Below are 21,156 nucleotides of genomic sequence, written 5' to 3'. Positions count from 1 at the left end.
CCCTGCATTCTTCTCGGCTTTTCGCCTTACTGCCTAACCCATTTTCACTACGAACTCCATACTTCCGAGGCCACCCCATTTGGCACTTACGACATCTCCTTCCCGTAGCTGATGGGAACCGGTAATGCCCCCGGACAAAATCAAATCTCCCTTTTGCAGCTTGCGACCTTCGCGAGCAAGCATATTCGCCAGCATTGCGACTGAGCGGGCTGGATGACCGAGAACTGCCGCACCAGCCCCCAAGTCTTTGAGCTCGCCATTGATCGAAAGGGTAACGCCAACCAAATCGAGTTCAAGTTCATCAGGCTGTCTCCATGTCGACCCGATAAATACACGGGAAGACGAAGTATTGTCCGCAATGACATCCGGCAAGGTAAACTGGAACTGCGCATACCTGCTGTCGATAATCTCCAGAGCGGGAACCACATAGTCAGTGGCTGCCAGAACATGAGCCTCCGTGATGCCCGGTCCTTCCAAATCCTCACGCAAAACAAAGGCAATTTCCGCTTCCACCTTGGGATGAATCAATTCATTGATCGGCAGAATCCCGTCCTCGATATTCATATAGTCAAAAATATAGCCCCGAATCGGTTCGTGCACATTCATCTGCTTCATTTTTGCCTGACTGGTCAAACCCATTTTAGAGGCAAAGATTCGATGACCCTGCTGAAGCTTGAGGGAGACAAGCTCATTTTGGATACGATATCCATCTTCCACGGTCAGATCGGGGTATTCAGCTGTCAGCTTCACAACCTCCTCCCTATTCAACTCCGCATCCACCAGCTTCTGAGCTAGCCTTTTGTATAATAGTTCCGATTGCACGCTGATCCCCCCTAAATCATTTTGGTAGAGCTGTACCGTTGGGCGATTTCCGCTGCGACATCCAAGATCATGTCTTCTTGTCCGCCCACGACCTTTCGTTTTCCCAGCTCGATCAAAATATCCCGGGAATCGATACCGAATTTCCTGGCTGCACGCTCGGCATGAAGCCGGAAACTGGAATAAACACCCGCGTATCCGAGAACGAGAGCGTCTCTGGTAATTTCCTGAGGTACTTGAAGAATCGGCGACACGATATCCTCCGCCAGATCCATCATTTTGTACAAATCGACGCCCGTCTGAATGCCCATTCGATCCAGCACAGCTAGGAGAACCTCGGTCTGTGTATTGCCCGCACCTGCACCCAAGCACCGAACACTGCCGTCAATCCAGGTGGCACCCTCTTGAATGGCGACGAGCGTATTGGCCATGGCTAAAGACAAATTATTGTGTGCATGGAAGCCAATGGGAATATTCAGACATTGCTTCAATGATCGGACTCGTTCCCCTGCTTGATCAGGTAGCAGAGCGCCAGCAGAATCGACGATGTACACGACATCGGCTCCATAGCTTTGCATGAGTCCAGCTTGCTCCGCCAGTTTTTCCGGAGCAGCCATATGCGCCATCATCAAAAAGCCAACTGTCGTCAAGCCAAGCTCTTTCGCTTGATAAATATGCTGAGCGGAAACGTCCGCTTCGGTCGCATGTGTGGCGATTCGTGCCATGCCTACCCCTAGGCCTGAGGCTGTCTTCAAATCTTTGATCGTGCCGATTCCCGGCAGCAGGAGCACGCCCACTTTCGCTTGTTTACAAACGGAAACAGCAGCCTCGATCAGCTCCAGCTCGGGGGTTCTGGACAGACCATATTGCAGGGACGATCCGGCCAATCCATCTCCATGGGAGACTTCAATATACGGTACGTTTGCTTCATCTAATGCGCGCGCCACTTCGACTACTTGCTCCACGGTAAACTGGTGATTGATCGCATGGCTTCCATCTCGAAGCGCTACTTCAGTGATCACAATATCACGAGTCATTTGCGGTTCCTCCTTTCATTCGTGGCTATATACTCGTGCCGATGCCGATAGCTTGCTTGGCATATTCCTCTGCTACCTTCACCGCTGTCGCCGTCATGATATCCAGATTGCCTGAATAAGTAGGGAGGTAGTCGCCCGCGCCTTCCACTTCCAAAAACACGGTGATTTTGTTTTCATCAAAGATCGGTTCTGAGCGTAGGCGGTAACCAGGAACGTATGATTGAATATAGGAGACGGTCTGATGAATAGCCTTCACGATCGCCTGTCGGTCCGCTCCTTCCTCCACTACTGCATAGACAGTATCCCTCATCAGGATCGGCGGTTCTGCCGGATTCAGGATGATGATCGCCTTGCCTTTCTTCGCTCCGCCAATCGCTTCGATACCATGTGCGGTCGTCTCCGTAAATTCGTCGATTTTGGAACGTGTGCCAGGACCAGCGCTTTTACTGGAAATAGTGGCCACGATCTCTGCGTAGCTGACCGGACTCACACTCCCTATCGCATGAACAATCGGAATAGTAGCCTGGCCGCCACATGTGATCAAATTGATGTTTTTTTCATTCAAATGTGCACCGAGATTCACAGATGGTACGACAAAGGGCCCTACAGCGGCAGGCGTAAGATCGATGGCGAGCTTTCCAGCCTCCTGGAGCGCCTTCGCATGCCGAATATGCGCATGGGCAGAAGTAGCGTCAAAGACGATATCCGCAAGATCCGCACTGCTTTCCAAAAACGGTTGTAATCCGCCGTCAAATACGTAGTAACCAGCTGCCTTTGCTCTACGCAGACCATCCGAATCAGGATCGATTCCAATCATGGACGTCAGTTCAAGAACTGGCGACCTTCCCAGCTTGATCATCAGGTCTGTCCCAATGTTACCCGAGCCCAGTATGGCTACCTTTACTTTCTTCATACACGCACTCCTTTCGTGTTTTTTACTTACTAAACCTGACTCCTACAGAACCAAGTCCAGCAATCCGTGTATGAAATACATCGCCAGGCTTCGCTTCGACCGCTGCCGATAACGCACCGGACAAGATGATTTCTCCCGCTTGGAGTGTTATCCCTAATTCGTACAGCTTGTTCGCTAACCATGCTACACAAGATGCAGGATTGCCTAACGCGGCGGCACCTACACCGGTATTGACCAGCTCTTGATTTTTATAAAATGCCATTCCTGCCAGAGGAAGATCCAGATCTTGCGGTTTCATAGGATGTCCACCCAGCACGTAGAAGCCGGAGGATGCATTGTCCGCAATGGTGTCTTCCAGTTTGATTTGCCAGTTGGCGATACGGCTGTCCACGATTTCCAAAGCAGGCACTACATATTCCGTTGCCATTAAGACGTCATAAGTGGTTACATGTGGCCCTTCCAAATCTCGCTTCAGCAGGAAAGCAATTTCTGCTTCAACCTTTGGCGAAAGGACATGCTCGAAAGGCAGTTCTCCGTTGTTTTCCACGACCATGTCGTCCAAAAGATGTCCATAGTCTGGCTGTTCCACGCCAAGCAGTGTCTGCATGGCACGAGAGGTCAGGCCGATTTTCTTCCCTGTAATCCTCGCGCCTGCTGTGACTTTTCGCTCAATCGTCTTCAATTGAACGTGGTATGCCTCTATTTCGCTGATTTGCGGATCCAGTAAAGTGAGTGGCGATACTCCCACCCCTTCACGACTCGCCGCCGCTAAATGATCGGCGAATCGCGTGATTTTTTCTATGTCCACACGGCTCCCTCCCTGATTTGCTGTTCTTCTCGCTATAATTTTAGGGTGACTGTCTTGACCTCGGAGTAGAATTCGAAGCTGTGACGCCCGCCTTCGCGGCCAATCCCGCTGTCCTTGGCACCGCCAAACGGAGTTCGCAAATCACGCACATACCAGCAATTGATCCATAAAAGACCTGACTTCACCCGATCAGCCACGCGATGCGCGCGCCGCAGATCGTTGGTCCAAACGACTCCTGCCAAGCCGTAAGCCGAATCATTGGCGATCCGAATAGCGTCCTCTTCTGAACGAAATGGAATGATCACGATGACCGGACCGAAAATCTCTTCCTGCGCCACCCTCATTTTGTTGTCTACATCATAGAGAACGGTTGGCTCCAGGAAATTGCCGTCACCCAGCCCGCTGATCCGTTTTCCGCCGTAACCGAGTTTGGCTCCTTCTTCCAGTCCGATCTGGATGTAGTGCTCCACCGTTTCCAAGTGACTGCGGGACACCAACGCCCCCATATCTGTATCTGGTTCCAGAGGATTTCCCACCTTGATTCTTTGAACAGCCGCCAAAAATTTGTCCAGAAACTGATCATATACGCTTTCTTGTACCAACAAACGCGATCCCGCCAGACAAATCTCGCCCTGGTTGCGGAATATCGCTTCAACCGACCCTTTTACCGCTTCATCAAGATCGGCATCCTCAAACACGATATTGGCTGATTTGCCTCCCAATTCGAGCGATACCGGAATCAGGTGCGAAGCGGCATTCTGCATGACAATCTTTCCAGTGTTCGATTCTCCCACAAAAGAGATCCGGCGCACATGGGGATGCGTCGTCATTGCCGTACCGACAGTCCCGCCAGGACCAGTGATGATGTTGAGCACGCCAGCAGGCAAACCCGCTTCATTGGCAATCTCACCGAGCATCACCGCCGAGAGAGGCGTGTACGAAGCTGGCTTTACCACGACGGTATTTCCTGCCGCTAAAGCAGCCGATGCTTTCCAGGTCATCTGCATAAAGGGCAAATTCCATGGAATGATCAGACTTGTCACACCTGCCGGAGCATATTTGGCGTAGGACATAAAATGGCGCATTTCATAATGCTCATGGACCGTGTATTTAGCCATTTCGGCAAAGAAGCGCAAATTGGCTGCCGCTCTCGGAATATCGAAGCCCCGGCTTTCTTTGATCGGCTTGCCGACATCAAGCGTCTCCACCAAAGCGAGTTCGTCCACACGCTCCATCACCAGATCAGCCATTTTGCAGAGAATCTTGGCTCGCTCATCTACGGACCTCTCACTCCAAACGCCTGACTCAAACGTACGCTGCGCCACGTCAATCGCCCTTTTTACATCCTGTTCACTTGCATTGGCCACAGAAGCCAGCTTGAGATTTGTCGCCGGATTGATCGTATCAAAGGTTTCACCGGAAACAGCGTCCACGTAAGCTCCGTCTATGAATAGCTTGGCGCCTTTTATTACCGGGTTTTCCTTGGCAGTATGACTCATGGGAATCCTCCTAATTCTCGATTTCCAAGATCATCTCTACTTCTACGGCGTTATTTAGCGGGAGCTGGGCCATCCCTACAGCGGATCGCCCATGCCTGCCTTTCTCGCCGAATAGCTCCACCAACAAATCGGATGCCCCATTCATGACTGTAGGCTGATCGATGAAAGCTGGGTCGCTGTTAACGAATCCGAGTATTTTGACCACTCGTTTGATTCTCCTCAGCTCCCCTAGCTCATGTTTGGCAACAGCCAGCAGATTGAGCATACACTGCCTGGCAGCCATGTAACCTTCCTCTGTCGTGACATCCTGTCCCAGCTTCCCTCGATATTCATTTGTCCCTTGTCCTGCCAGAAAGAGGAGATTGCCCACTTGGACACAACCGACATAATTACCGGCAGGCTGTCTCGGTTCAGGCAGGTCTAAGCCCATAGCCTGTAGCCGTTGTTCCGGTGTTTCAGTCTGATGCTTCACAGTGCTTTCATCTCCTTTATGTTCAGGAAGCGAAGCGCGTTTTCACCCAGCAACGCCCGCTTCTGTCCGTCAGTCAGCTCCAACGTATGATCGATGACTTCCCCGGGAGGTGTTTCACGAAGCAGGAAGGGATAATCCGAGCCCATCAAGATCTTATCTTCGCCAAAGCGCTTCATCATGTATGGAATGTTCAGTGGGTCGTATGTCAAGGAATCAAAGTAGAATTGTTTCGCGTACACACTAGGCGGTTGTTCGGTCAGACGCAGATGCGGCCATACCTTCCAGCCTTGGTCCAGCCTGGGGAGAATATAAGGAAAAGAGCCGCCGCCATGGGCAAAGCAGATTTTCAGGCGCGGAAACTTCTCGATCACACCTCCCAAGATAAGACTTGCTGCGGCAAGCGCTGTCTCACTTGGCATCCCGACGGTGTACATTAAGTTGTGCCGCGGCATTCGTTCTCTGCCCAGTGTCTCCCATGGATGGACGAAGAGTGGCACATCCCATGTCTGACACATTTCAAAAAAAGGAATCATTCCCGGGTCGTCCAGATTGTTGCCATTTACGTTGGTACCGATTTCGATCCCTCTCAGGCCTAGCTCGTGCATGCAGCGATCCATTTCCCGAATGGCTGCCTCGGTGTCCTGCAAGGGAACTGTCCCCAATCCGATGAAATGATTCGGATGTTGGTTGACTGTCTTTGCAATAAAATCGTTTTGAATCCGCGCCATCACTTCTGCTTCGGATGCCTTGGCCCAGTAGGAAAACGTGACCGGAATAGGTGACAACACCTGCATATCCACGCCTTCTTGCTGCATATCATGAATCCGTTTTTGGGGATCCCATACCTGATCCGTCACTTCGCGAAATACTTTTCCCCCGACCATGATAGTTGCCCCGCATGTGCAAGTGCGGTGCAGAACTGGCCAGCGCTCTCCATGAAATCGTTCAGCCAGATTAGGAATATCCTCTGGAATGATGTGGGTATGGAAGTCTACTCGCATTTCCACTCACTCGCTTCCGGAGACATGACGTGCCCGCATTTTTGGCATGTACGCAGCTCCAGATTACTGTTGAAGCCTTCGATCGCCTCTTTTACCTGCACCTCTATGTTGGTCAGTTGAATCCGTACGCGATGCATTTCGTGGTCGCAGTTATCACAGTACCAAGCAAAGTCCTCCAGTTCTCCCTCACTTCTGTTGCGCTCAATCACAAGGCCAATGGTATCCGCGATCCGGTGTGGGGAATGCGGGACATTCGCCGGAAGAAGGAACATTTCCCCTTCTCTGACCGTAATGATCTCGCGCTTTCCATCCTGATTTATGATCTCTACGAAGCAATCACCCTTCAGCTGGTAAAAGACTTCCTCGGATGGATCAATGTGAAAATCCCGCCGCTTGTTCGGCCCTCCCACTACCATGACCATAAGCTCTGCATCTTTCCAAATCACCTTGTTATTCACAGGTGGCTTGAGCTGATCGATGTGATCCTCAATAAACTTCCACAAATGGATAGGTGCCAATGTACCCATGCTCTATTCCCTCCCTGTTTTACCTTGTTTAAAGAACCTGCTCCGTCTGCGATGCCGATTTGGCAGCAAAAACGCTAAGTGCGTCATCCACCATCGTGCAAGCATGAGACTTCTTGTAGTTGTTGTAAAAAATGGCCAATTTGCGCACCGGATCACCGGTATAGTACCGCTCGTATTGCAGCAAACGCTGTCCAAAGGCTTCGCCGCACAGGTCCCAAGCGAGCTTAAACAGGCGAACCCGATCTGTACCGGAGATACCCTTTCGTCCCGCATAAAACTTTTCCATATCCTCCGCCAACTCGGGATGCACCATATCACTGTCTGTCGGGGACATGAGCAATCCGCCTGCTCCAATAATTTGGATGACTTCGATCGCCCGCGGGTACAGCTTCGGAAGCAGTCCGCGAATGGTTTCGAGCTGTACATAACCAGGCATGAGCTCGCCCGACGGCAAGGTCTCGTACTCCAGCTCTGCTGTCTTTAGCAGCGCTCTGACCGATTCCAGCGATTGCGCTAGCTCCCCGAGATGGTTTTGGACATTCGGATAGACGTCTACCCCGATGGAGTCTGCCAGCCGCATGGCAACTTCCGTGGCAAATTGGAGCTTCAACAGTCCTCTCACCCCTGTCTGGTGCGCCGGCTGTTGTCCGATACCTGTCTTTGGATAAAGCAGGTTGGCTGCTTCTACATTGTTGTACAGGAATAAGCGCTCCCAAGGCACGAGTACGTCATGAAAGACAAGAACAGCATCCATTTCTTCGAAGCGAGATGCCAATGGATGGTCATAAACGGAACGAATCCCATCCTGCATGGGCTCTCTACAAATGATCCGCAAGCCTGGCGTGTTAATCGGTATGGCAAATGCCAAGGCATAACGCTCATCTCCTGGCTGGAACCCGGGGAACGAGTAAATGATGACTTCATCCGTGATCGGCGCCAGTGTCGCGAGCATTTTCGCTCCTTTGACAATCAGTCCTTCCGGCGTCTCCTCTACTGCCCCCAAATGGGTGTAGACATCGTTTTGTTCGTGCGAGGACTTGCTGCGGTCATTTTGCGGATTGATAATCGCATGCGTTAAAAACAGGTCTTGATCGCGAACATACTTGTAATAATTTTTCACATTTTCTGCCCACTGTGGATTGTACCTTTCCAAGAAAGACGCATTGCTGTATAGCGACGTCAAGACGATATTGAGAAAATCCGGCGTTCTTCCCATCAAGCCAAAAGTGGCTTCCGCATAAGCTTCGTACACGGCTCGTTTCGCCTGCAATTCCTCAGGGGTCTTTGCAACGAGAAAGGCGTTGTTCACACGCTCACCCGTCTCCTGACAAATATGGGTAATCGTTTCCTGGTATTTCTCGTCATGCTGCATGTCATACAGTTTGGCTATTTCCTGAATCGGCTGTCGAAAAACGGCTTCCTCACATACATTTGTCACCTTTCTGCCTTGCAGCCAAATCTCCGGTTGCCGTGATTTCAAGCCCCGAATGTATTGGTCACCTGTACGGATTCCCACTACCATTCCTCCCTGTAGATTTTTGTTGGTTGAGCCGTTTTTGATCTTAAATCGCATTATAATGTCTGTCTCTTCTGAAAAATGTAACCCACTTAACATCACGGCTGAAAAATAGAAACGGAGTGGGAAAGTCGAATGGCTCACCTGGTTCATCGGCAAGTGAGTATGTAAACGAATTAACATCATTTCTGTTTTTCTTTCGAATGCACATCCTTTTCACGTTGAAATATTGGTAAGGAGCTTTTTATTTTCATATAATCAAGAGTAGTAAATTCAGAAAATTAAGACTCAATGTGGGTTGGGGTGGATGCTTAGAGGAGGCAAGATCATGGTTAAGGAAAGGAGCGGCGATGATGGTATCCCCTTTTGAAACTGATTTGAAATGGGAAACCCTTTTAGAATACGGTACCCGCCAATTTGTGAAAAGAAAAACGGCTATCTATCAGCAAGAGACGATGGGAGAAGGTTTTTATTATCTTCATAAGGGTTTGGTGAAGATAGTGACCTCTACCTTCAAGGGGAAAGATCGCCTGGTGAACATCGTAGTACCTGGTCAAATTATGGGACTTCAAACGATGGATCAACAACCTCATTTCACTACGGCTATTGCTGTAAAGAATGCAGTCGTCTACCATTTCTCCTGTTTGCAATTCCTCGAAATGTTGAAGGCACGCCCTGAACTCTTGTCTCTTTTCACCCAAACAATCAATCAAAAAATGCGGATTCTTTTAACCGCCATCAACTTGAAAGCGCTAACTTCGGAAGAGCAAATTGCTCGTCTCCTGCTCAACATTTGTGAAGACTTTAAAAACCACGAGGTTCCCCTCACTCAACAAGAGCTGGCTGAATGTGCTGGCCTCACCCGTATTACTGTCTACAAGATCCTGAAGGCATGGAAGGAAAATGGCATCATTGAAATCAAAAACCGATCCTTTGTCGTCAAACGCCCAGATATGTTGAAGCCTCCACAACTCACGGCAAATACTGCTCGCACAGTGTAAGCAAATCATGTGAAAGGTGGTCACAATGGCCTGTCTCCGCTATCAGTGGACCCCGTACCTCATGTATGGCAAGAAGATCGAAATGGAAAAACACACAACGATCTACCATCAAGGCAATGTGGGAACTGGATTTTATTATCTTGACAAAGGGAGCGTAAAGATTACGCTGTTATCTGAAAACGGACATGAGCGGACTATCGATTACATTCCCACAGGTGGGTTGTTTGGGGAGCACGGCGCCTACAACGGCTCATACCTGACATCAGCCATAACGACTTCTCCTTGCGTCATTCACTTTTTCTCCGACGAGGTCTTATCGCGCATATGCCAAGATCACCCCCAGTCGGCAGTGATCTTCACCAATTCACAAATCTATAAGCTCCGTCTCCTCGCTGAAATCATCGCGTTTACTGACAGTCCCATTGAGCTTGCGATGGCTAATTATCTGCTCAAACTAATAACAGTGTACGGAAATAATGTTATTCCTATCGATCAGTTGTCTTTTGCCCGCTATATTGATACGTCTCGCATGACGGTGAACAAGACTTTGCAGAAATGGCGACAGCAAGGCTTGATTGAACTTTCTGAGCGCAGTGCCATTCGAGTTGTAGATATAGAGGGATTGCGTGGGATTTACTCTCGCATCCAATGTAAATAGGGCGAAGCCTCATCAGGCTCGCCCTCTGCATTACAAATATATTAATACAGCCTGTTCATTTCTGCTCAGAGCAGATGCATCTTGGCTTCTGCCTCGTCCCACGGCACCGAATAGCCAGCCCCTTTGGCGCAAAAGATCGAGGAGGAGGTATAAACCGGATCGGCATCCTTTTTATAGCTTATCCTTTCCATCACTTCCTCCGCGTTATGGCAGCGATCGTATCCGCCAAATACACAGCGGATGCTGCCTCGTCCATGCGTGAAAGAAGCGAATTCGGTGCTGTAATTCATGAATGTTGCTACGGGTACCCTGCCCGTAATGACCGCATGCGTATCCGACATCTGTGGTGGCTCGAACGAACCTGAGGCGCGCTGAACATCCGAAAGTACCCTCCCCATCTCGTTCACTCCCACCTTTATTTTGAAGTCGTAGTAGGGTTCTAACAGCATATTCTCCGCTTTTTCCAGCCCCTGCCGCAGTGCGCGGAAGGTGGCCTCACGAAAGTCGCCCCCATGCGTATGTTCGTTATGCGCTCGGCCTCTTAGGAGCGTAATTTTCATGTCGATGACCGGCATGCCTGTCAATAGCCCATGATGCTCCCGTTCATAGAGATGAGACCGAACTAAATTCTGGTAGTTAAAACTCAGTTCATCAGGATGACATACGCTAGTGAAGCGGATGCCGCTACCTCGCTCTCCCGGTTCAAGCATGAGATGTACTTCCGCGTAATGCCGGAGTGGCTCGAAGTGCCCATATCCCGTCACGGCAGAATGTATCGTTTCTTTGTACAAGATTTCCGGTTGACCGAATGAGACAACAAAACCGAAGCGCTCCTTCACAACCTGCTCCAGCACTTCTAATTGGATCAGACCCATGACGCGAATGTGAATCTCTTGCAAACTCTCTTCCCAAACCACATTCAAAGACGGGTCCTCCGCATTCAGAATGCGAAACGCACCGAGGACTTGCTGCACATGAAGCGAATTGTCAAATAGTACTTTCGACTGTAGTGTCGGTTCAGTCTCACAAGTAAACTTGTCTGAGTAGACCCCCACCCCTTGTCCAGCTTCGGCTTCGGACAAGCCGACAACCGCGAACAAATCGCCAGCAGCTACTTGTTCAACCGAGTGTGATTTCCTACCAGTAAACAATAAGATTTGTGTAATCTTCTCTTCGTACCGAAGTCCACCGTTCTCATAGCTGAGCAACTCCCGAACCTTCAGCTTGCCACTCAGCGCTTTGACGAAAGTTAGTCTCAATCCGTTTGCTGCGTGTCGAATTTTATAAACGCGCCCCCCGAATGGAGCCGTTTCGTCATAAGACGCAGTTGTCAATGAGGACAGTTGATCCAGGAATTCTACAACGCCATCATCCTGTAGTGCCGAGCCGTAGGTACAAGGGAAAAGCTGACCTTCTCGTATCATCTCTTGTAAGGCGCCCAGCCAGAATTCTTGATCGTCCCTTTCTTCTAAAAATGCTTCCAGCAGTGATTCGTTCCGCTCTGACATCATTTCCCGTAGTCCTTCGCTGACAATACCGTTGGCGAAATTGTCTCTGATGCAACAGACATCCCCAGTCAACTGACTGCGTATCTCCTCTTCTGTCCTGCTGGCATCCGCGCCGATCCGATCTGTTTTATTGATGAAGAAAAAGGTCGGTATCCGATGTTTGCGCAACAACTCCCAGACTGTCTCAGTATGACCCTGAACACCTTCTACCGCACTGACAATGACGATAGCGTAATCCATGACCCCGACCGCCCGCTCCATCTCGGAGGAAAAATCGACGTGTCCAGGTGTGTCGATCAAATAATAAACGTCGCCCTTATGGTGCATAACCGCCTGATCGGCGAACACGGTAATGCCTCTTTTCCTCTCAATATCATGGCTATCCAAAAAGGCATCTTGATGATCCACCCGGCCCCGCGACCGGATACTGTTTGTATGGTATAGCAACTGTTCGGCGAAAGTAGTCTTGCCCGCATCCACATGGGCAAACAAGCCGATCGTTAGACGCTTCATGTTATCCCTCTTCCATAGCTACTCGACTGCTAATTCTTTTCTTATTAAAACATAAGAATGGAGAAGAAGAATAGTTGATTAAGGAATGATGCGAGGGTCTAGCGGTATGTACACCAAGGATGGCGAATTATTCCCAGGCAGCCAAATGTAGACCAGCTCTAGTGGGTGACTGGCGTGGAATCTGTTCGTACATTTCATAGAAAAAGACCCGCGTTACCTGCTCGTGGTTGTCCACCTTGGCTAACTGGAGCTCGGTGGCTCGATTCGAATATAACGATGATAGAGAAGGCCCCCCCTGTGGGTCACTCTGCAACTACACTCATTCGCATTCCATGCCAATGGATTTGTACTGTTCCGTAAAAATAAAGGGTTAGATTGGCTGCCAGTTATTTAACTTGCGGGCAGTTATTTTTCAATAGCTCTTGTTTTTATGCTACTGACAATGGTAAAATATCACAGGAACATCAGTTCGTATTTTGTGTATTTTCCTACAGATAGGGGGAATAGGCGTGGTTGACATCGTTGAAAAAGAGCAATTTTCGATTATTGGAAAATTAGGAAAGGGGTTTGCTCCTGAAGCTCCCCAATGGGTACCGCCATTATGGCAAGAAGCAAATCGTAACTTTATTGTGATAAGCAACTTCGCCATCCATCAGCATGTGCAAGCTGCTCCCGTTTGTTTGGTTAAGGAGTCGACGCATACATGATCCAATTGACGAACCGCCAAGCACGGCAATTTCTGTTAATGAAGCACGGGCTGTTGGGCGAATATCAATTTACCGGAAAGCAAGGCGTAATGGATTTTGTGCGGCAGGTCGGTTGTATTCAATATGATCCCATCGATGTTTGCGGAAAAAACGCCGAACTGGTTCTGCAGTCGCGAATCAAAGGATTTACCAAGAATATGCTCGACGAGTTGCTGTATCAAGATAGACTCCTGATCGATTATCCTGACAAGAATCTGGCTATTATCCCGATCGAGGACTGGCCGTATTTTGAGCGATACAGGCAAGCCGCCCGACAACATGCCAAGCGCTATCCCCAAATGGAGGTTTTGACAGCGCAAGTACGGACTCATATTCAAAATCACGGTACGATAAGTTCGGATGAACTGAAATTGGATGGAGATTTCACTTGGCAATCGGCGATCCACTGGAGCAGCGGAAACAATACATCGCGATCGGTGCTAGAGCAGATGTACTCGACAGGTGAGTTGATTATCCATCATAAAAAAGGAACGCGTAAATATTACGATATGGCTGGGAAGTACATACCGCCAAACCTGCTGAATTCGCCGGAGCCACTGGAGGACGAGCTTGAGCATCACAAGTGGCGGGTACTGCGTCGAATCGGTGCTGTTGGCCTTTTATGGAACCGCGCATCCGATGCCTGGCTGAATATATGGGGATTGAAAGCGGAGCAGCGCAACGAGGTTTTCCGCCAACTGTTACACGAAGATCGCATTGTTGCTGTTGCCGTAGAACAAATGAAGGATATGCTATACTGTCGCACGGAGGATTTGCCGCTTATTGAAGCCGTCCTGCAAAATCCGGCACCGAAATTACGCTGCGAGCTGATTGCTCCGCTGGACAATTTGATATGGGACAGAAAGCTGATCAACAAATTGTTTGGCTTCGATTATACTTGGGAGATTTACACGCCTGCAAACAAACGGAAATTCGGCTATTATGTGCTGCCTCTATTGTATGGAGAGAGCTTCATCGGACGAGCCGAGGTAATCGTGGAACGAAGAGCCAAGACGCTTGTTGTTAAAAACATCTGGTACGAGAACGACAAAAAGCCAACAAAGCAATTGCGAACAGCTTTGAACATTTGTTTTCAAAATTTTGCATTATTCAACGGATGCGAGACGATTTCGACAGAAAACAGAGCCTGAGGTAACAGTAAAAATGTCGAAAGGCGGCAATCATATAAATATCAGCCGCCATCTGTAAATCGCTGTGATTGATGAATTATTTTCTTTTATAATTTGAAAGCTAACGGAGAACGTTAATTTGAATAACAAGCATAACACTAGCGGTAGTCTAAGACTTTATTTCCAAGGTCTTAAACCACCGCTTTTTCTTTTTATAGATCAAACATTTACTTCATCGCTTCGTCAAACACAGATTCTATTTGATCCACCTCTTTTGACACCGCGAATAAAACAAACGGCCCTTTCGTCTTCAAAACATGCTTTTCGATGAGAAAATACTCCTCTGGGCGATAGTCTTTTAATTTGATTGTTTGGGCCTCGATCCGTTGCTGGATTTTCTCTGTTACATTTTCGGTGTCGCTCGCATCTTTGACTTTAATGATAGCCAGTTCCTCTGCTTTCACATTGGATGAGGCCGTAAAGAGGATAAAATCCTCCACTTTTTCTGCGTCGATGTGATACAGCTTTTGAAGTTTCTCCAGATCCCCTTGCTTCATATCCTGAAAACTTACAGTTTGTTGCATTCTTTCTCCCACTTTTGCAGCCGATAGTTCTTCAGAAGTCCCGCCGTCACTGGAGCATCCGGCCAACATTCCCATTCCGATAGCAACCATAAGCAGTACAGACAAAAATCGCTTCATTTTATTCACTCCATGATGTTCAGAATAGAGGTGTCTTCAAAAAACGTTTGGACGTTGTAAAGGAATAGCATGTCATGAAACTGCCGATCTTGTATGAGCTTTCCTACGGATTCCTCATAATATCGAAGGTCAACGACATCAATCTCTGCGAAGTGTTCGGCCAAAAAAGGTATCAGGCTATTGGCGTACGAATCTTTCACGATCAGCAGCTTTTTCCCGTCAGGATGGTCGGTTGTAATTCGGACCAATGCATGGTTGCCGTTCAGGAATACGGCATACTTATCCTTTTTGGACAGGTTGTCCATCTGGTACAAGGAATCCTCAGTACGGCCTTCGTCCACGTACTCCACCTTCTTTTTGCTTGCCTCTTTCGGCAGATAAAGATCGATGCGATCAGGCTGAAGATGACGAAAGCCGCTTTTCGAATAGAGCGATCCGTAGAATGCATCCGTCACCTGCCGAATGATGAACGCAGCTTCGTCTTTCGGAACAATCCCCATCTGTTTGCACAACACCCGGTAAGCATCATAAGCGCCTTTGCTCGTCCAATGATGATCCGTTTTATAAAAAATGTTATCTTCACGTCCGGCATACAGCGCGGGAAAGACATCAACGAAGCGAATATCAGGTGGAAGCAATTGCCGTACTCGATTCAGCGCAGCATGTTCGTCACCCATTGGTGCGTAGGCGGGGAGTTTATCCCGAAGCAAAGCCGCGGCGGTCGGTACCAGCATGATGTACTTACGAAGGTCGGGCGTTGTCTGGTGAATCGACTGGATGGCCTGAACTCTGTCATTCACCTCGGTGTCTAGTGGCGATGAGAAATGTTGAATCAGGTACCCATCCTTGCTCAGATAAACATCATTGCTGTCCTTTTTGCCCATAACACGATCTGCATCCGTTTTTAGCCCGATCCAAACGTCCCGGAAAGCAAATTGATCGGTGATATAGGTCTCGTAATCAGAAGTGAACTTCCCCGCCAGCAGTGATCGCAGCGAAAATGGCGGCCTCTTTTCGAGCACCCTGTTTTCCGATTCCGAGAATGCCTGATCAGGGGTCAGTATGTTCAAAACAGCCACTATGAGGATAAACAGCAAGAACATCAAGCCCGTCAAGGCTCGTGTTTGTTTGTCAGAGCTGTTCAAGACAACTCCCTCCCCTCAAAACCGAAAATATAGAAATGGATTGTAATCCTCAAAGACCAAATAAGCAGACGACAAAACCAAACTGATGATAGAAAATGTCAAAGCAGCGATCATGCCAACTGAATTCCATCGGGCTTTCATTTGCTCCAATCCTTTCCGGGGCAGCGGTGTCGCGCATAAGGCCAACAGAACGAGCAATCCCCCATACGTCGTCAAGTCGTAGAGCGCCTGACGATCCACCCATTCGTGCGACCCGAAACCAAACATCGCACAGATAAACAGCCACGCGGAAGGTAACTGTTCGAATTCAAAAAGGACCCACCCGACAACGATAATCAGCAACGTATAGAGATGTCCCGCCCAGTTTGGCCAACGCTTCAGCCATGTCAGTAAAAACAGCTTCTCAAGCGCAACGAAACAGCCGAAATACAAGCCCCAGACGATAAAGTTCCAGCTAGCCCCATGCCACAGACCAGTTAAGAACCATACGATCAAGAGGTTACGGAACTGCTTGCCCAAGCCCATCCGATTACCGCCGAGCGGAATATAGACATACTCCCGGAACCAGGAACCGAGGGAAATATGCCATCTGCGCCAAAATTCTGTAACGCTTCGTGAAATATAGGGATACTTGAAGTTTTCTGGAAATTCGAAACCGAACATTTTGCCCAGTCCGCGCGCCATATCCGAATACCCGCTGAAATCGAAGTAAATTTGAAACGTAAACGCCAGGATGCCGAGCCACGCGGACAGGACAGTCAAGTCTTCCATCGGCGTCGACTTCACATTGGTCCATAAGAGTCCGATATTGTTGGCGAGTAGCACTTTTTTGGCCAATCCCCGGATGAACCATTCCGCTCCTTCTCCGAACCGCTCCAACGTCACTTTACGAGAGACCAGTTGCTCCGCGATATCTCCATATGTAACGATAGGACCTGCGACCAGTTGGGGAAACATCGTGACGTACGTGCCGAAAGCGACAAAATTTCGTTGTGCTGGCACTTTTCCCATGTATACATCCACTACATAGGACATTGTTTGGAACGTATAAAAAGAAATACCGACGGGTAGTGGCAGATCAGCCACCTGTATATGCAAACCGAATAGATCATTCACATTCGAAACGACAAACCCGGCATATTTAAAGAAACCGAGAATCGCCAAACTGCCGCAGATGGAGCCGAACAACACTGCTCTGGCGATCGGCTTGCGGTGACTGTACTTGTCGATCACAAGCCCGTTGATATAATCAAATACGGTTGTAAAAATCATGATGATGATATATATCGGTTCACCCCATGCATAAAAGATGAGGCTCGCTGCGAACAGAACAGCATTTCTTAAATTTTTAGGCGACCCATAATAAACGAGCAGTACGGCGGGCAAAAATTGAAACAGGAAAATCAGACTGCTGAATACCAACGTTCGTTTCCTCCCGAGCCGTTATTTTGCGCTCTTCTTACGACCCAGTTCATCTTTTATGTAATCGAGCAGGATCGGATAGAACTCGGCTTTGAAATGAATGCCGTCCGCATCGTACATCTCAGGATGATCGTCCACAATTGATGACACATCGATGTATCCGACTTGTACCTTGCTTGCCAGCTCCTTCAGTCCCTTATTGTAGTCGTCGATATTTTGATAGCGGGGCTCCGCTTTTTCTGCCTTTTCGGTAACAGGGGTAACGGATAATATCGTGATGGACGCCTCAGGAAGCCTTTCTTTGATGCGACCGATCAATTGGGCGTAGTACGACAACGAATATTCCTTGGGATGGTCGGTCGGCCATAAAATGTCGTCCGAACCCAGCTGGATAAAAATATGCTCGGGCTTTCGCTTGACCAATTCGTCCACATCTTCCAGCGCGAATTCAGCCGTTTTCCCCGCACCGGCCAGCACGTTCTCCTCTTTCAGCACATCATGGTAAGACAATCCCTCCGTAATCGAATCTCCTAGAAAAACGCTTTTCTGATACAGTGATGCATATGAGGTTTGCTTCGCAGTGGAGATGTCCTCGACCTGCCTGGTCATCTCGGGAGCGGGTGGTTGTCCATTGCTGCCACACGCCGCAACCGATAAGGCGACCATGGCGAACAGTGTAATACTCATCATTTTCCTTTGCACTTTCATCTTTCCCCTTTCTTCTTGAACAAGGTAAAGAGTAATCGTCAAAGATCAAGATCAGATGCAGATCGTGTGCAGATTAGGTAGAAATGCAATAAAAAAAGTGCAGAACCGAGGTTCTACACTTTCGTTTTCTTCAATTCAAAATAGAACAAGACGCCTTCCTTCGTGTTCATTGCCCCATAGAGCGCCCCATGAAGTTCTAGTATCTGTTTGGAGATCGCCAGGCCCAATCCGGTTCCTCCCGTCAAACGGTTGCGGGAATGCTCGACTCGGTAGAAACGATCCCATATCTTCTCCAACTGCTCGCTCGGAATCTGGACGCCTTTGTTTTCGATGCAAATCTTGACAGTATCCTCCCCTTCAACCGTCGAGATGACAATTTCCTCTTTTTCCGGTGTGTAGCGAATGGCGTTTGTCAGGAAATTCACGATCACCTGCTCGATTCGATGCTGATTGGCGATAACCTCGACTGGGATTAAACGGTGGTGCAATTGTAACTGCTTGCTGGCGAGGTCCGGTATCAACCTTACGCAGATTTGCTCGAGTAGCCCATCAATCCGGAACGAATCCATCTGCATTCTATACGTACCGGATTCATATTTTGCCAATTCCAGCATATCCGCAACCAGCATGTTCATCTTCTTCACTTCATCTTCCATCGCAGCAAAATAGTAATCTCGCTTCGGGCTATCTGCCTTATCCTTCAAAATGTACAGGCAGCTTTCCATAATGCTGAGCGGAGTTTTCAGCTCATGCGACACGCCAGCTATAAATTCCTTGCGCGTTTGCTCCAGCCGCTTTTCTTTCTCAATATCCTGCTCCAGACGGACAATATGGGCATGCAGCATATCCGAAAGCCGATTAATATTCCGTGACAAGCTGCCGATCTCATCCTCCGTTTTGATCGGAATTTTTTCAGAGAAGTCCAGCTTGGCCATTTTTTGCGTCATGTCGTCCATTCGGAGCAAAGGAGCTGCTATTCTGCGGGAATAATAGAAGGAGGCGAGCAGAATGAGCAGCAAGGTACCTGCAATGATGTAGCCATAATAACTTCTCATCACCCCTGCAGCTTCGTTTACGGGCTGCAGTGATGTCATGGCAAACAGATAGGCGGGTTTCCCTGTTTGATCGGTCACGCGCTCAACGAATATTTTGTAATCGATATTGTTCTCTTGGTAGTCCGTTATGGTGCTTGTTTGCTCCACAACATCTCCGTATAGAAGATCCGCTTGAAAAGCTTTCACCCGTTCAAGAAATAAGCGGTTCATATAGCGGGATACATCCGCGCCTTGCGGTGTTCGGACCTGCGTGATGGTTCCACGAAACAAAACGCTGGGATAACGCTCATGGTATTCGGTGCCACTCTTGAATCTCGGGACGACCTCATACTCTTTTTTGACGAGTTGCTGATTCTCCAGTTGATCTTCCTCTCTGAGATTGGAGACACTCCTCCCGATCCGTTGCGCAAACCATTGATTATCGAACATGATCCCTTCCATGGCAATCTGTTGTCCCGCTTTCACATAAGAATCTAAGAAGGGGTTATCGGAGCTTACATCCTCCACATCCATGACCGTGTACAACGGAACGACAATCGACTTGCGAGAGAGAGCTGGAGCGGCGTCCGAGTTATCCAAACGGACCTCCATCTGGAAATCGTCCGTGTATTTCAACTGGCCTCTGTCATCCAATCGAGCAAACCAGGCATTCGTCTTTTGATAAAACTCCTGTTCCTTCCTGACCTCATCCTGGGAAGCCCCGTCATGAGTCAACTCGTTTTGCCGATAGGATTGAAGGGCTTCCTTCACCTTTTCTACCTTTTGATGAACATAATACTGCTCGAAAAATACGGTTTGTCCGATAAAAATGCTCGCGATCACAGACAGGCATAATCCGGTCGTGAGCAGAAACAGCTTGCGTACAATGCTCGTTCTCATGGCCGGTCCTCGAATTTATAACCGGAACGAACAACAGTGACAATATGCTTCGCCTGCTCTCCCAGCTTGGAACGCAAATTCCGAACATGGCTGCTGAGTGTGCGATCCTCGCCGACAAAGTCGTAACCCCAGATTTTTGTAATGAGCTGTTCTCTGCTGAGGATGATGCCCTTGTTTTTCATCAAGTAGGCTAAAATTTCGAATTCCGTGTGCGTTAGGCTGTAGTTCTTTCCCTCAATCGAAACCGTTCTGGACGGCAAGTGAATCGTAATCCCGCCGCCGGACAACATATCCCCAGGTTCTTGCATTTGCCGGTTTTCCAGCAACCGTTTGGAGCGTGCCAGCAGAATGGGTGGACTGCACGGTTTCACCACATAATCGTCTGCCCCGAGCTCAAATCCAAGCAACGTGTCATCCTCATCCGAACGAGCTGTTAACATCAGAATGGGGACGTTGGAAACTTTGCGAATGCGTCTGCATACTGACCACCCGTCCAATTCCGGCAGCATAACGTCCAGAATGATCAAATGTACTTCATGCTCCTGAAATAACGTCAGCGCTTGAGTTCCATCGCCCGCTTCCAACACTTCGTATCCTTCGTCCATCAAGTATTCCTTCATAATCTCTCGCAAAACCTGCTGGTCTTCTACAATCAGTATCGTTTTCGTCATGCTTATGACCTCTCGTCCCTCTATCTCTCCAAAAGATATTTTTTAGAATGTTATCATGACTTTGGGGTCGTCACAATATGGCACAGCGTCAAATCGACATTCGAGCTATCGTCCATACTGGGTGCACAACAAAAGCCAAATCTTGTCGTCTAACAAGATTTGGCCCGTTTCTACTAGAGCTGGAAGTCATCCTCACCGCTTATTTTTCAACTTTGTAATACCGATCCCCGGTCTTCGGATTGAAGTATACACGACGCTTTTCCTGACTTACTGGATCGATCGTCACTTCATTCGTCGGCTCAAATCCGGGCGGGACGACTTCTCCGTGGTCTTGGTGCAGTCGCTTGTCCTTGAATTTCGAAATGATGAGCAAGGTGATGAAAAGCAAGATCTGAAAAACGATGTAGGAAATGAAATAAATCATTCC

Annotated in this window: 21 protein-coding genes; 4 read left to right on the top strand and 17 right to left on the bottom strand. The window is 48.6% G+C overall.

Annotation, left to right across the window (positions count from 1 at the left end):
* Nucleotides 1–33: 33 nt before the first annotated feature.
* From HP567_RS18150 to HP567_RS18110, 9 genes are read right to left on the bottom strand one after another with little or no spacing between them, the layout of a single operon-like run.
* Nucleotides 34–822 carry a 2-keto-4-pentenoate hydratase gene (locus HP567_RS18150; protein WP_173607665.1) on the bottom strand — a complete coding sequence of 263 codons (789 nt, stop codon included), beginning with the start codon at nt 820–822 and terminating at the stop codon, nt 34–36.
* Between the two features lie 11 nt (nt 823–833).
* Complete coding sequence (gene dmpG, locus HP567_RS18145) at nt 834–1,856, bottom strand: 4-hydroxy-2-oxovalerate aldolase (protein ID WP_173607664.1); 1,023 nt, start codon at nt 1,854–1,856, stop codon at nt 834–836.
* Nucleotides 1,857–1,881: 25 nt separating this feature from the next.
* Nucleotides 1,882–2,769 (bottom strand): acetaldehyde dehydrogenase (acetylating), encoded by an 888-nt coding sequence (locus HP567_RS18140; RefSeq protein ID WP_173607663.1) that lies wholly within the window; start codon nt 2,767–2,769, stop codon nt 1,882–1,884.
* 22 nt (nt 2,770–2,791) lie between these two features.
* Nucleotides 2,792–3,577 carry a 2-keto-4-pentenoate hydratase gene (locus tag HP567_RS18135; RefSeq protein WP_173607662.1) on the bottom strand — a complete coding sequence of 262 codons (786 nt, stop codon included), beginning with the start codon at nt 3,575–3,577 and terminating at the stop codon, nt 2,792–2,794.
* Between the two features lie 32 nt (nt 3,578–3,609).
* Nucleotides 3,610–5,076, bottom strand: coding sequence for an aldehyde dehydrogenase (locus HP567_RS18130; protein WP_173607661.1), 1,467 nt, complete (start codon nt 5,074–5,076; stop codon nt 3,610–3,612).
* A gap of 10 nt (nt 5,077–5,086) precedes the next feature.
* Nucleotides 5,087–5,548, bottom strand: coding sequence for a RidA family protein (locus tag HP567_RS18125; protein ID WP_173607660.1), 462 nt, complete (start codon nt 5,546–5,548; stop codon nt 5,087–5,089).
* On the bottom strand, nt 5,545–6,549 hold the full coding sequence (locus HP567_RS18120; protein WP_173608351.1) for an amidohydrolase family protein: 1,005 nt from the start codon (nt 6,547–6,549) through the stop codon (nt 5,545–5,547). Before HP567_RS18120 ends, HP567_RS18125 begins: the two co-directional genes overlap by 4 nt.
* A complete protein-coding gene (locus tag HP567_RS18115) occupies nt 6,540–7,076 on the bottom strand; it encodes a 3-hydroxyanthranilate 3,4-dioxygenase (protein WP_173607659.1) in 537 nt (178 codons plus the stop codon). Before HP567_RS18115 ends, HP567_RS18120 begins: the two co-directional genes overlap by 10 nt.
* 28 nt (nt 7,077–7,104) lie before the next feature.
* On the bottom strand, nt 7,105–8,592 hold the full coding sequence (locus HP567_RS18110) for a 4-hydroxyphenylacetate 3-hydroxylase family protein (RefSeq protein ID WP_173607658.1): 1,488 nt from the start codon (nt 8,590–8,592) through the stop codon (nt 7,105–7,107).
* Nucleotides 8,593–8,945: 353 nt separating this feature from the next.
* On the opposite strand from HP567_RS18110, the gene HP567_RS18105 reads away from it, so the two are divergent.
* Entirely contained in the window at nt 8,946–9,593 is a 648-nt protein-coding gene (locus HP567_RS18105) for a Crp/Fnr family transcriptional regulator (RefSeq protein ID WP_173608350.1), read from the top strand.
* A gap of 25 nt (nt 9,594–9,618) precedes the next feature.
* Nucleotides 9,619–10,251: a Crp/Fnr family transcriptional regulator gene (locus HP567_RS18100; RefSeq protein ID WP_173607657.1), complete on the top strand. Its 633-nt coding sequence runs from the start codon at nt 9,619–9,621 to the stop codon at nt 10,249–10,251.
* Between the two features lie 65 nt (nt 10,252–10,316).
* Here the strand turns inward: HP567_RS18100 and HP567_RS18095 are convergent, their stop codons facing one another.
* The gene (locus HP567_RS18095) at nt 10,317–12,272 is read right to left on the bottom strand and encodes an elongation factor G (RefSeq protein WP_173607656.1); all 1,956 of its coding nucleotides are present in this window, start codon (nt 12,270–12,272) and stop codon (nt 10,317–10,319) included.
* Nucleotides 12,273–12,781: 509 nt separating this feature from the next.
* Between HP567_RS18095 and HP567_RS18090 the strand changes: the two genes are divergently transcribed.
* Nucleotides 12,782–12,979, top strand: coding sequence for a hypothetical protein (locus tag HP567_RS18090; RefSeq protein WP_173607655.1), 198 nt, complete (start codon nt 12,782–12,784; stop codon nt 12,977–12,979).
* On the top strand, nt 12,976–14,169 hold the full coding sequence (locus HP567_RS18085; protein ID WP_173607654.1) for a winged helix-turn-helix domain-containing protein: 1,194 nt from the start codon (nt 12,976–12,978) through the stop codon (nt 14,167–14,169). The genes HP567_RS18090 and HP567_RS18085 overlap by 4 nt, the downstream gene beginning before the upstream one ends.
* A gap of 206 nt (nt 14,170–14,375) precedes the next feature.
* Here HP567_RS18085 and HP567_RS18080 read toward each other — a convergent pair whose 3' ends face one another.
* The 7 genes from HP567_RS18080 to HP567_RS18050 form a co-directional block, all read right to left on the bottom strand.
* A complete protein-coding gene (locus HP567_RS18080; protein WP_173607653.1) occupies nt 14,376–14,849 on the bottom strand; it encodes a DUF4358 domain-containing protein in 474 nt (157 codons plus the stop codon).
* A 5-nt stretch (nt 14,850–14,854) separates the two neighbouring features.
* Nucleotides 14,855–15,994 carry a DHHW family protein gene (locus tag HP567_RS18075; RefSeq protein ID WP_173607652.1) on the bottom strand — a complete coding sequence of 380 codons (1,140 nt, stop codon included), beginning with the start codon at nt 15,992–15,994 and terminating at the stop codon, nt 14,855–14,857.
* Between the two features lie 15 nt (nt 15,995–16,009).
* A complete protein-coding gene (locus HP567_RS18070; protein WP_173607651.1) occupies nt 16,010–17,416 on the bottom strand; it encodes an MBOAT family O-acyltransferase in 1,407 nt (468 codons plus the stop codon).
* 21 nt (nt 17,417–17,437) lie between these two features.
* On the bottom strand, nt 17,438–18,124 hold the full coding sequence (locus tag HP567_RS18065) for a GDSL-type esterase/lipase family protein (RefSeq protein ID WP_173607650.1): 687 nt from the start codon (nt 18,122–18,124) through the stop codon (nt 17,438–17,440).
* 113 nt (nt 18,125–18,237) lie between these two features.
* Nucleotides 18,238–20,058, bottom strand: a complete 1,821-nt coding sequence (locus tag HP567_RS18060) for a sensor histidine kinase (protein ID WP_173607649.1) — start codon at nt 20,056–20,058, stop codon at nt 18,238–18,240.
* Complete coding sequence (locus HP567_RS18055; RefSeq protein WP_173607648.1) at nt 20,055–20,729, bottom strand: response regulator transcription factor; 675 nt, start codon at nt 20,727–20,729, stop codon at nt 20,055–20,057. The genes HP567_RS18060 and HP567_RS18055 overlap by 4 nt, the downstream gene beginning before the upstream one ends.
* Nucleotides 20,730–20,928: 199 nt before the next feature.
* Nucleotides 20,929–21,153, bottom strand: coding sequence for a hypothetical protein (locus tag HP567_RS18050; protein ID WP_173607647.1), 225 nt, complete (start codon nt 21,151–21,153; stop codon nt 20,929–20,931).
* Nucleotides 21,154–21,156 lie beyond the last annotated feature (3 nt).

It is taken from the genome of Brevibacillus sp. M2.1A, from assembly GCF_013284355.2.
Classification (GTDB): Bacteria; Bacillota; Bacilli; order Brevibacillales; family Brevibacillaceae; genus Brevibacillus.
This window is presented reverse-complemented; position numbering and strand designations above follow the sequence as displayed.

Bases quoted from the DNA above. Each gene is read 5' to 3' on its own strand.
- HP567_RS18100 (WP_173607657.1), top strand. From the start codon at position 9,619: ATGGCCTGTCTCCGCTATCAGTGGACCCCGTACCTCATGTATGGCAAG.
- HP567_RS18065 (WP_173607650.1), bottom strand. From the start codon at position 18,124: ATGAAAGTGCAAAGGAAAATGATGAGTATTACACTGTTCGCCATGGTC.
- dmpG (WP_173607664.1), bottom strand. From the start codon at position 1,856: ATGACTCGTGATATTGTGATCACTGAAGTAGCGCTTCGAGATGGAAGC.
- HP567_RS18085 (WP_173607654.1), top strand. From the start codon at position 12,976: ATGATCCAATTGACGAACCGCCAAGCACGGCAATTTCTGTTAATGAAG.
- HP567_RS18050 (WP_173607647.1), bottom strand. From the start codon at position 21,153: ATGATTTATTTCATTTCCTACATCGTTTTTCAGATCTTGCTTTTCATC.
- HP567_RS18060 (WP_173607649.1), bottom strand. From the start codon at position 20,058: ATGAGAACGAGCATTGTACGCAAGCTGTTTCTGCTCACGACCGGATTA.
- HP567_RS18080 (WP_173607653.1), bottom strand. From the start codon at position 14,849: ATGAAGCGATTTTTGTCTGTACTGCTTATGGTTGCTATCGGAATGGGA.
- HP567_RS18140 (WP_173607663.1), bottom strand. From the start codon at position 2,769: ATGAAGAAAGTAAAGGTAGCCATACTGGGCTCGGGTAACATTGGGACA.
- HP567_RS18115 (WP_173607659.1), bottom strand. From the start codon at position 7,076: ATGGGTACATTGGCACCTATCCATTTGTGGAAGTTTATTGAGGATCAC.
- HP567_RS18095 (WP_173607656.1), bottom strand. From the start codon at position 12,272: ATGAAGCGTCTAACGATCGGCTTGTTTGCCCATGTGGATGCGGGCAAG.
- HP567_RS18105 (WP_173608350.1), top strand. From the start codon at position 8,946: ATGGTATCCCCTTTTGAAACTGATTTGAAATGGGAAACCCTTTTAGAA.
- HP567_RS18120 (WP_173608351.1), bottom strand. From the start codon at position 6,549: ATGCGAGTAGACTTCCATACCCACATCATTCCAGAGGATATTCCTAAT.
- HP567_RS18130 (WP_173607661.1), bottom strand. From the start codon at position 5,076: ATGAGTCATACTGCCAAGGAAAACCCGGTAATAAAAGGCGCCAAGCTA.
- HP567_RS18055 (WP_173607648.1), bottom strand. From the start codon at position 20,729: ATGACGAAAACGATACTGATTGTAGAAGACCAGCAGGTTTTGCGAGAG.